This is a genomic window from Flavobacterium sp. LC2016-13, assembly GCF_009707955.1.
GTDB lineage: Bacteria > Bacteroidota > Bacteroidia > Flavobacteriales > Flavobacteriaceae > Flavobacterium.
Window position 1 is genome coordinate 166212 of sequence record NZ_WMDQ01000011.1, and the last position, 11496, is coordinate 177707.

9 protein-coding genes and 2 tRNA genes are annotated in these 11496 nt (G+C 32.5%); 3 read left to right on the plus strand and 8 right to left on the minus strand.

Features of this window, described 5'->3' with window-relative positions; genetic code table 11:
- Positions 1 to 347 precede the first annotated feature (347 nt).
- From GKZ86_RS20225 to GKZ86_RS20245, 5 genes are all read right to left on the minus strand, one after another.
- Positions 348 to 917 (minus strand): NAD(P)H-dependent oxidoreductase, encoded by a 570-nt coding sequence (locus GKZ86_RS20225; protein ID WP_154784867.1) that lies wholly within the window; start codon positions 915 to 917, stop codon positions 348 to 350.
- Between the two features lie 159 nt (positions 918 to 1076).
- Positions 1077 to 1721 carry a CoA pyrophosphatase gene (locus GKZ86_RS20230; protein ID WP_154784868.1) on the minus strand — a complete coding sequence of 215 codons (645 nt, stop codon included), beginning with the start codon at positions 1719 to 1721 and terminating at the stop codon, positions 1077 to 1079.
- A 104-nt stretch (positions 1722 to 1825) separates the two neighbouring features.
- Entirely contained in the window at positions 1826 to 2497 is a 672-nt protein-coding gene (locus tag GKZ86_RS20235; RefSeq protein ID WP_154784869.1) for a DsbA family protein, read from the minus strand.
- A 154-nt stretch (positions 2498 to 2651) separates the two neighbouring features.
- Positions 2652 to 3533 (minus strand): AraC family transcriptional regulator, encoded by an 882-nt coding sequence (locus tag GKZ86_RS20240; RefSeq protein WP_154784870.1) that lies wholly within the window; start codon positions 3531 to 3533, stop codon positions 2652 to 2654.
- A 140-nt stretch (positions 3534 to 3673) separates the two neighbouring features.
- Complete coding sequence (locus GKZ86_RS20245; RefSeq protein WP_154784871.1) at positions 3674 to 4762, minus strand: NADH:flavin oxidoreductase; 1089 nt, start codon at positions 4760 to 4762, stop codon at positions 3674 to 3676.
- A 237-nt stretch (positions 4763 to 4999) separates the two neighbouring features.
- On the opposite strand from GKZ86_RS20245, the gene GKZ86_RS20250 reads away from it, so the two are divergent.
- Together GKZ86_RS20250 and GKZ86_RS20255 are read left to right on the plus strand one after the other, a co-directional pair.
- Positions 5000 to 5365, plus strand: coding sequence for a DsrE family protein (locus tag GKZ86_RS20250; protein ID WP_154784872.1), 366 nt, complete (start codon positions 5000 to 5002; stop codon positions 5363 to 5365).
- Between the two features lie 302 nt (positions 5366 to 5667).
- Positions 5668 to 6543, plus strand: coding sequence for an AraC family transcriptional regulator (locus tag GKZ86_RS20255; protein ID WP_154784873.1), 876 nt, complete (start codon positions 5668 to 5670; stop codon positions 6541 to 6543).
- Positions 6544 to 6722: 179 nt separating this feature from the next.
- Here GKZ86_RS20255 and GKZ86_RS20260 read toward each other — a convergent pair whose 3' ends face one another.
- A complete protein-coding gene (locus GKZ86_RS20260) occupies positions 6723 to 7553 on the minus strand; it encodes a M57 family metalloprotease (RefSeq protein ID WP_154784874.1) in 831 nt (276 codons plus the stop codon).
- A 565-nt stretch (positions 7554 to 8118) separates the two neighbouring features.
- Here GKZ86_RS20260 and GKZ86_RS20265 point away from each other — a divergent pair.
- Positions 8119 to 10833, plus strand: a complete 2715-nt coding sequence (locus GKZ86_RS20265) for a S8 family serine peptidase (protein WP_154784875.1) — start codon at positions 8119 to 8121, stop codon at positions 10831 to 10833.
- A gap of 372 nt (positions 10834 to 11205) precedes the next feature.
- Here the strand turns inward: GKZ86_RS20265 and GKZ86_RS20270 are convergent.
- Both GKZ86_RS20270 and GKZ86_RS20275 read right to left on the minus strand, forming a co-directional pair.
- Positions 11206 to 11291 (minus strand) — tRNA-Leu (locus GKZ86_RS20270).
- Between the two features lie 4 nt (positions 11292 to 11295).
- Positions 11296 to 11368, minus strand: a tRNA-Phe gene (locus GKZ86_RS20275).
- Positions 11369 to 11496: the final 128 nt, after the last annotated feature.

The window sequence follows — 11496 nt, forward strand, 5'->3', positions numbered from 1 at the left end:
GCATTTTTAACATTACCTTTCATTAATATTAACAATCCATTTACTATAATAAATTATCAATCTTTTTAATAAATAGAATTTTCATATGCAATTTGAATGGAGTAGATATCTTTTCTGCCACAAAAAACTAAGGCGGTATTTTCGAAAAAGGTGACTTTTACAATAATGACTTGACTGAGAATTCTGAAAGATTAATTCCGTGAGCATTTAGATTTGAATATTTACTATATTTAAATGGCGAATGCATGCATTCGCCATAATTGATCATGCAGATATTGAAGTGCTGCTTAATCACTAATTTTATCTTGTTATACTTTAGCTTAATTTATAAATTCAGTTTACTTTTCTTAATCAAGAGAGATATTTGTGTCATCATTCTCAGAATTAAAGCGATCCAGAAAACTGAGATATAACGGAACACTCCTTTCAATCCATTCTTTTGAAGGTTCAAATGTCATTCCATAGTAAGCAAAAAATGGTTTGTAATCGGCTTTTATATAATCAAATAACGCTTCAAACGGACGGGTTAATTCTTCAAGAGTATATTTGAAAACTGTTCCATGCTGCAAATGTTCTTCCTTCAAGCCTAATGAAATAGACAGTGCCACTTTCTTTCCTGTAAATTTAAAGCCGCTTGCACTGCCATATGCCCAGCCGCGCGTAAGAACTTCGTCAAGCCATTTCTTTAATAATGCAGGCGAATGATACCAATAGTAAGGGAATTGGAAAATAATGTGATCATGTTCTTCAACCAATTTTTGCTCTGCTGCTATATCAAACTGCTGATTGGGATAAACTTCATGTAATTGGTGAATATGAAACTTTTCAGGAAATTTTTCTAATTCGTTAAGCCATCTTTTGTTTATCACTGAGTTATTTATATCAGGATGTGTTATAATAATCAATGTTTTTTTCATTTTAAATTGAAATAATGTAATTAATAAATATTTTGTGTTTTTCTAAGCCAAAATTAGCTGGATATTACAGCTGCTTATTTCATCAGAGGCTCAAAAACTATCACGAAAAGTTCAATCACATTGTAGAAATTTTAAAATAATTACAGGAATAAGTAACGATTAATTTTCTTTGCTTGATAAACCATCGTCTAAAACGAATAAAAGTTCACTGATCATTTTCGCTGTAGCACCCCAGACTTTATTATTATGTATTTCATAATACGGTACTGTAACTTGTTCCCCACGAATCAGCATTTCGCTCGACCCAATGATGTTTGGATTATAAATATCGTTTAGTTTTGTTTCTAGTATTTTTTCCACTTCTCTTTTGTCTCCAATAAAATCTGGTTTATACGAAAGATACCCAATGACAGGCAAAACCTTGAAATTGCTCGGGCCAATAAAAAGTTCTGTAAGTGTGCCTAAAATTTTTACATCACTGATTTTTAAACCGATTTCTTCATTTGCTTCGCGTAAAGCAGTTTGAATTAGGTTTTCATCAGCAGGTTCATATTTTCCTCCGGGAAATGCAACTTGAGCAGAATGAACACCATCATAAGATGGACGTAAAATTAATGGCAGGTAAACTTCATCCTTAAAAGGATAAAAGAGAATCAAAACTGCGCTTCTCCGCGTGTGTTCATTAGGTTTGAAGCTGAGTCTTGTTTTGGAAGAATTTTGAATTACCTGATGTGCTGCTTCACCCGGAAGTGGCTTTTGCAGGTTTTTGGTAAGGTATTCTATGAATGAGTAAAATGATTTCATTTGGTTACGATTTATATTATTCTAATTCATCGAAATTTTAAAGTGTAAAGCCAATATATAAAGAGGCTGAATCTTCCAGTTTAAGATCCAGCCTCTTCATCATTTTAACAGCCGCAGGAAGTGTCTGTACAAGATTGTCCAGTTTGTAATTTTGAAACCGTTACATTTTTTAACCAATCGTCGACTGCTGGTTTTAAACTATCAAAACTTTGAAATCCATTAGAGATGATTTTAACTGTTCCGTTTTCTAAAGTAAGCAAGGTTGGAAATCCTTTTACACCTAATTGTTTACTAAATTCAAATCCTTGCTGTGTTTTAAGCTTTATTTCTTCTGAATTGAAATTTTCTAAAAAGCTATTTTTATCAACTCCAATTTCTTTAGACAGTTCAGCCAGAATATTTTCATTTGTTATATCTTTTCCTTCATAATAAAATGATTTTTGCATAAGATTCAAAAAATCATAATCTTTCTCTGGAGATAATTTCTGAACTACAATCAAAGCACGGCTTGCTGGTTCTGTGTCATATTTGAATGTATCGCTGACAAACTTCATCGAATGATCAAAATACTGACCGCTTCTTAAGTTTACATTTCTCCAGTGGTATTCTAAAAAATCTCTATATTCATAATCAACAACCTGCTTACTGCCTGGTGAAAATCCGCCAGAAACAATTTCTAAATCAATATTTGGATAATTCTCTTTTAACTTCTTTATTACTGGGCTAAAACCGTAACACCATGAACACATAGCGTCTGTGAAATAAAACATTTTCATAATTCTAAAATTTAAAGTTTTGTAAAATTCTGTTTAGGAATGTCAATTGAATAACAAACCATCTTTTAACAAGACAAAATTAGTGTGGTTGAAAAGAATCCTATTTCTTTAAAAGTTCAAAAAATACCCTATAAAGTTTAGAGTTAGTGAAGAATTAAAGCTTCTGCTGAAGTTGTTTTGGTGTATTTTTATATTTTTGTTTAAAGGAAGCTATAAAATGCGCAGGAGTTTCAAAACCTACTTCATACGCTATTTCTGTAATATTCATTTCAGATCTCAATAAGTTATATGCTTCTTCTAATCTACGCTCCATAATCCATTTTCCCGGATTCATTTTAAAAGTTTGGCTGAATTTACGTTTAAAGGTTGAGAGACTATAGTTGGCAAGAAATGCATATTGTTCTAAAGAAATATTCTCTTTGTAATGGCTTTGCATTAGCCGCACTAAATCGGGATTTAAATGCGTGTCTAGACTACGCAATTGCTCTTCAAAATAAGATCCATCAGGTGCAGAAATTAAAATCTGAAACAATTCGCGAATTTTTAGAGGCAAGATCGATTCTAAACGTTTAGGATCTGTATTTAATGTTAAGCAGGTTTTAAGCTGTGAGATTAAAGCACACATGAGTTCATCTGCAGGAAGAAGTACCATATCACTTCTGCATGGGGTTTTTCTTTCTGAGACGTTTTTATTTACATTTTCTAATATATTATCGACTTGAGAGCGCAGCCATTCATCTGAGAAAAAAATTATAATAGATTCATATCCTTTATTCGGATCGTCGACCTTATCGGTAATCAAATACGAACCTCTTTTCATAAAAAAACCAGAACCCGCAGGAACAATAATTTTACTGCCGTGATCCAGAATTTCTTTTGTTCCTTCTAATACGACACTAACGAGATTCATATGCACGCACATATTAGCTCTTTTTATTTCTTCTTTCTGTTTATAATGAAAGAGATAAATATCTTCATTCCAGGATAAAACATCCTGACTCTCTTTTATAATAACATTGCAATCAAGATCTTTCATATTGACATATTTAAAAAAACAGCCAACAAACTTACAATGTTCGAAATTGAACGGAAATGGATGAATTTTACTTTATGATGGATAATATTTAAAAAAGTAAGACGCTCAATTGGCGTCTTACTTTCTACTATTTAAAACTTTCACAAAGAGCCTGCCTTTACAAAAGTCTGCCATCCACGCATGGTCTCAATAAAGCGTTCGCTTAACCCTCCTTGTCTCAGATAATCGGCCATTACAGGCAATTGCGGACTATCGTACATCGGATTTGCTTTTACTTGAAGAGGAAAGTCACGCTGAAGAATAGCGGCACGTGCAATCAGTACAAAATCACAGCCTTCATCAAGAAGTTCTCCGGCACGCTGCGCACTCATAATTTTTCCTGCCGCTCCTAAACGAACTCCTTTTCGCGGGAGTTCTGTAAAAACACTTAGCATGGTTTTTCCTTTAAAGGTTCCTTCTCGAACTAATTGAGCTGAATCCCAAAGAGCTAAATCCAAATAATCGATTAGTTCACGATCAAAAATATCAGCCGTAACTTCTCTCAATTCTTCCAATAGCAGTCCGTATCGTTCAATCGACAATCGCCAGCCAATCTGGAAATCAGGACCGCAGGCTCTACGAATTCCTTCGATAACTTCAATCGTAAATCGCGCACGGTTTTCTAAGCTTCCTCCATATTTATCTGTACGATCGTTTAAGTTTCGCGACATGAATTCAGAAAGAATCCACCCGAAAGCACCGTGTACTGAGATTCCATCAAAACCTGCCAATTGAGCCCTTTTTGCTGCTGCGATAAAACTGTCACGAATTCGTTCTACTTCTTCCATTGTAATTGCTCTTATTCCTTCTACTGTTTTTCCTGAAGCCGGAGCCGGTATTCCTCCTATTGAAGGTTTAGCGCGATGTCCTGCATGATGCAACTGTACGGCAGACAAAGCACCACCATCTCGAATAGCCGACGCCATTTTGGTAAGCCCGGGTAAATGATTATCACTGTGAATACCTAATTGTCTTTCAAACGCTATACCTCCTGCTTCTATAGTTGATGCGCTGGTTTGAATAAGTCCATAGCCACTTTGAGCGAGTTGTTCCATCCAAAATTGATCATATTCAGATGCTGTGCCATCAAATTCGCTTTGCTGGCTGGTTAATGGTGCAAGCATGAAACGGTTTCTCATTGCCGGACCGTGCAGCAGAGTAAGCGGTTTAAATAAATCAGAAACAGACATATTGTTAATTTTTAAAGTTCTACTTATGTGAATTATTATTGGATGCAAAGTTGTCTAGATAATCGTTCGTGAAAAATGGATGATTTTTACTTTATAATGGACGTTTTAAACCTGACTTTTCAAAGGCTCATTAGAGAAATTGCATTAAGAAAAAATTCTCCATCATAAAGTAAATTTCCTCCATTCTTTAGCACGCATTGCCGTCAGATCTTTGCGATGTTAATAAAATTTATTCAAATGAAAAAAACAGCAATTATTATTCTTTCTGATCCAAAAGCAGGTTCAGAAGAAGCGTTAGGACGTGTATTCAATGCCTTAGCATCAGCTTATGAATTCAAACACGAAGGTGAAGATGTAAAAATTATTTTTCAAGGAGCAGGTATAAGATGGCCTGAGCAACTAGAAAAACCAGAGCATCCAGTTCATGGACTTTATAAAGAAGTAAAAGATCATGTTCACGGTCTCTCAAAAGGATGCGTTGCTGTATTTGGTACTGAAGTATCTGGTTATGAATTATTAAACGACAACGAAGTACCGGGAACTCCTGGTTTACCAAGTTTTGTTAACCTTAGAAAAGAAGGTTACGATATTTTAATTTTCTAATCCAAAACTCCAACTGCCCTCTTTTTTCCTTAGAGGGCAGTTTTTTAAATTTTTATAGAATTAAATTCAGATTATTTTAATGCAATAGACGGTTACTTTTTTAAGTACTTTAGCATAGCTGGATGCATTCTATAAAATCAGAAATTTAAGTTATAATTTATGCAAGAGAGTTTTCAATATTACATGCATCAATTTTTAAATTTAGCTAAAAGTGTTCTAAAAACAGCTAAGTCGCCTGTGGTGCAATTGTATTGAAGAACGTAATGGACTCAATTTTCAGAATTAATAAATAAACTCTAGACATGTTATCTCAATCTGTATATACACTTGTTAATCAACAAAATGGAAACTTATCATTTAAAATATTTGAGTTTGATAACAGCAGTTATTTTGATCATATTCAGCGTAATAATTATTTTACTCTGATCATTATTACTTCGGGAGAAGGTTTAGCAAAAGTCGACCTTTGCGAGTATTCATTCAAAGAAAATACGTTATTTGCTTTTTATCCTTATCAACCTTTTATGCTGGCTTCAGAAGGACCGCTTACTGGTATTTCTATTCAGTTTCATCATGATTTTTTCTGTATTTACAGACATCATAAAGAGATTGCTGCTAATGGAATTTTATTTAATAATGTTTATCAGCAACCTTTTATTGTTCTGGATCAAAATAATAAGCAGATACTAATGAATATCGTGAGAGAAATTGTGAGTGAGTTGAAAATTGAAGCCTTGAGAAAAGATGAAGTTCTTGTTTCTTATTTAAAAATATTCTTGGTATTTGCTACTCGAATAAAACTCGAACAACAATCAATTAAAGAAGTAAATGGTAATGAAAAACAGCTTCTTATTATTCAGAACTTACGAAATGCTATTGAAGAAAATTTCAGAACAAAACATTCTGCAAGTGAATATGCCGATATTCTACATGTATCGCCAGTAGTACTTGCACGTGCAGCCAAGAGCCATTTTAATATGACACTTTCAGACTTAATAACTGAAAGAATCATTGTTGAAGCAAAAAGAGAATTGTATCTCACAGACAAAACGATCAAAGAGATCGCTTACGAACTTGGCTATGATGATGAATATTATTTCAGCAGAGTATTTAAAGGCAAAACTGAAATTTCTCCCCAGTTCTACAGAGATACAATAGGTTTTAATAAAGGAGCATAATAGATTGACCAAAATAACTAAGTAGTTTAATTTTAGTAGATTTTATAATGCAAAACTGCCGCCATTAAACATTTTGTAACAAGATCACGATTTAGGGCGAGACATCCAATAAAAAAAGGCTGTTTCATAAATTATGAAACAGCCTTTTATATCTTGTAAAGACAACTCTAATTCAACTTCTAGTATAAATAATTCAGAGCTGTAATATCATTAGCATTGAAAGCTCCAGTCTCGCTTGAACTGAAACATGCTCTCATATAAGAAGTTGCGTCATATCCTGAAGGTGTTCCCGGAATTAGAATTGCTCCAACTCCAGCAGTTCCTTCATTTGAATTCTGTCCACAACTTTGACGGCTGAACCAGTCTGTATGACGTAAACCAATGCAGTGTCCTATTTCGTGTGCAGATACGTGTGCATTTACACCTGTTGAATAAGTATCTAATCCGGAATATAATGTAACTGAATTAAAAGGTGCGCCTCCTGAAGGGAAACCTGCTACTCCACCGGCAGATCCGGTTTGTCTCCGGACAACAATGTTTGCTCCTGATGTACTAGAACTAAAAGTTAGCGTAAAGTTAATAGACAATCCTAAATTATTGTATCTGTTTATTGCTGCCTGCAATCCTGCACGCATATTTGTAGACAGAGCCGTTGTACCAGTACCTGTTAACCCAACAACTTTAATAGTTCTTGGAGCAGACACTAAATTAGTAGTACGGTATTGTTCTGTTGTAATACCTCCGTGAAGATCCATTTTGTTTAATTGATCTTGAGTAATGACAATATCTCCTTCTATCAGGAATGCGTCTTCAGTGGTACCATCTAAATTAGTATTCTTAATTACCTGAACATCTGTGGTATTTAACGAAAGTGATCTAATTTTGCTCAACACCTCAGGTGTTACTTTTAGAGATTCTTGGTTTGATTGAGCTGCCTCATCTTCTTTGTTACAAGAGAACAGCGTTAGCGCTATAAATGACAACGCTAAAATTGATTTAAATTTTTTCATAATAATTTTTTGGTTTGTTAAATAAGTTGATAAAAAAGGGGTCTCTACAAAATATTGTAATATTTATTATCAAATTTATATAAATTTTAATCTTAAAATACTTATAAAATAGTAATTTAACAAATTTAACACTTTTTGTTACATTATTTTATTAGAGTTTTTAATAATAATTATCTGATTATTATCGCAAGCCCAGTAAAATCAATAATTAAATATAAATCAGCTTGTTACACACAAAAATTCTATTTCAATATTTTATTTGGTTTAACATGTTCTTAAAATTTTGAAATCAATTTTTGACTCATTTAAAATAAAAAAAGAGTTATAAAAGAGAATATTACTCCTATAGATTTTGAAGACTCTGAACGATACAAAAAATCATATTTTTTTTACAAATATTTTAATAACTTTGATTTACCCAGAAAGGATAAATATTTCAAATAGAAATCATTAAGCATAAATTCCATCATTGCTTTATCAAAATAAGAAATGATAAACAGCTGCAATAGTCAATTTTGTATCATTGATATGGATGTTTATAATTGCCCCAAAACAATTACAGTAAATGAAGACACAAATTACTTTTCTCTTTTTTATGATAACAACAATCAGTCTCTCACAAAGTGCTGAAAAATGGAAGCAATACATAAAAAAAGAAACTGAAAGAAAATTTGAGAAATACTATCTTACATCTTTAGAAAATGCACATCAAAATAACTACAAAGTTGTAAAAAAACTGGACAGTACTTTTTGTATTGTAAAAAATGAAAATTTAAGATCTAATCTGTCTTTTAAAAAAAATATTCCCGTTAATAGCTTGTGGAAATTACCCTCAAATTTTTTAAATCATCAGGAAGATAAGCTGTATATAATAGCAACTGATACGATCAAAGCGTTACTTACTGACTTGAAATCAAAAAATATTTCTGATATCAAAATATTAAATCCTCGTCTAGTAGTCATTAAAAGTGATTCCCAAAAAATTATTGATGAAATTATAACTTTGAGCAGTGTATCTTCTATTTCCCTAGAATCGCTGCAACCAAAAGGGGAATCTAAAATAATAGATCAAAATTTTAGCGTCAATTCTATAAATAAAGCCAATACCAATTTTCCTCTTTTAACAGGCGAAAATCAAATTGTAGCTATCAAAGATGATTTTTTCGATGCAAATGATATTGATCTGCTAAATAAGAGCATTCCTTCCACAACACAATCTGCTATTGTATCGAGTCATGCAACAGCTATGGCGACTATAGTTTCGGGCTTAGGAAATAGCTCTGCATTAGGAAAAGGAGTTGCTCAAAAAGCTAAGATACAATCATCTGACTTTTTGAACATCTATCCTGATGAAGTAGGGACTTTACAAGGTGCTTTAACTCAAAATCATTCTTACGGTACAGTGATTGAGAATTTTTATGGTTCGCTTGCTAATGCTTATGACGCTCAATTATTTTTAAATTCGGATCTGACGCATTGTTTTTCGTCTGGTAATAGTGGACTTGAGGGTTATAAATCTATAACTGGTAATTTCAAACAATCCAAAAATAGTATCGTATTGGGGTGTATTGACCAAAATGAAGTAATTATGCCGTTTTCTTCAAAAGGCCCAGCTTATGATGGTCGAATAAAACCAGAGTTAGTTGCTTTTAGCACTCAAGGAACTTCAAATTCTACAGCTTTAGCAACAGGAATTATTACGCTTATGAAACAACATTATAAAACTATAAATATTACCGCTTTAACTAATGCTCTGACAAAAGCAATTTTAATTAATAGTGCAAAAGATTTAGGCAGCCCAGGCCCCGATTTTACCTACGGGTATGGTAATATAAATGCTGATAAATGTTTAAAAGTAATCAGCGAAAATAAAATTATATCTGGTAATTCGACATCTGGACAAACAAATTCACATGCTATAACAGTTCCTGCAAATGCAAAAAACTTAAAAATCACATTAGTCTGGAACGATTTGCCCGCCGCAATCAACAGTAATATAAGTTTGGTAAACGATTTAGATGTGGAAGTTATTTCTGCTGACAATACTACTTTTTTACCGTGGATTCTCAACCCTGATATTCCTCAACAACAAGCTGTAAGAGGAAAAGATAAAATTAATAATACAGAACAAGTGACTATTGAAAATCCCGTATCCGGATCTTATAATATCAACGTTATGTGTTCATACATCTCGAATACTTCTCAGGAATATAACATCGTTTATGATTATGAATTAGAAAATCAATTTGAATGGAATTACCCTGTTCTAAATGATAATTTTCCTTATGATGGCAAAACTATTTCGCCTTTCAAATGGAATTCTTCATTTTCAGGTATCTCTGGGCAATTGTCTATTAGTTATAATGATGGAGAAACTTGGGAAATTATTGCAAAGGATATAAATCTGGATAGCGAACAATTTACTTATACACCAACAGAACAAAAATTTTCAAAAGCAAAATTAAAAATGACTATCAATAATACCGATTATATTTCTGATAGCTTTACGATTTCTTATGATTTAAATATAAGTACCAGCCTGGTTTGTGACGGTACAACAGAAATTAATTGGGACAAACCTGTAGATGTTACTTCATTTAATATTTATCAATTGACAGGAGATCATTTAGAATTTAAAGAACAAACAATAAACGCAAATTATACCTATACTGATGGGAAAATTTATACTGTTATTCCTGTATTTGATAATAACGAAGGAATAAAAAGCGAATCAACATTACAGTATACACAAAACTCAAATTGTTATTTTGAATTGACTTTAGCAGAAGTTTTTGAAGAGAATAAAGTAAAGATTGATGCAAGTCTTTTCAGCATATACAATATTAAAAGAATCGACTTAGTAAAAATAATTAATAACTATGAAAGTGTCATTAGCAGTATAAATAATATCAATTCAAAAACATTATTTTTTTTAGATACAACTCCTATAAAAGGCAGTAATAAATATAAAATAAATATAATTTTAGAAAACAATAACGTAATAAGTTCTTTAATTCTTGATACTACTTATTTAGCGAATGATTTATTTTTTGTCCATCCCACGCTATTGAGAAAAAATGAAGAATTAAGTATTGAAGCCAAAAAAGAAGAAAGCGCTATTTTTTATCTATACAATATTAACGGACAAAATACTATTTCTTCGCCTTTGCTTTCTAAAACCAATAACATTAATCTAAAAAATCATGTCTCAGGAATTTATATCTACAAAATAATTACAAGTTCAGGCGGAACGCAAACAGGGAAAATTGCAGTTTTTTAAGCTATTAGCAGAATCCTGAACAACAAAAATGAGGGAATTAAATTTTGCCTCAATAATAAGTTTACACCAAACAAATAACTATTGTCTGTCTTTCTTTTTCTTTGAAATGGGTAATTTTCTACTGTCAGATTTTTTCAAACATCAGCCATAAAAGCCTGTCTTTATAAAAGGTTTTCTGTTTTTAAAGCTTGATTAAACTTAAAGTTCCATAATCTTTCGCACTGACTTCGCTTTACATGATTAATCTGATCTTTCATACTGACTTTTTTATGTGTCGCTAATTCAGAACTAGACAATAAATTGAAAATAAAAAATTTAGATTTACTCCAAAAAAAAACTCCAATTAACAATTAGTTAATTGAAGTTTTTTAGTACTCAGAGCGGGACTTGAACCCGCACGAACATTGCTGTTCACTGGATTTTAAGTCCAGCGTGTCTACCAATTTCACCATCCGAGCATTGTGGTACCTCCAGGGATCGAACCAGGGACACATGGATTTTCAGTCCATTGCTCTACCATCTGAGCTAAGGTACCTTATTTTACTTACTAATAAGCAAAATTAGAATAAAAAACACCCTATTGTATAATAGGGTGTTTTCAAAAGAAAGGCGACGACATACTCTCCCACATAACTGCAGTACCATCTGCGCAGGCGGGCTTAA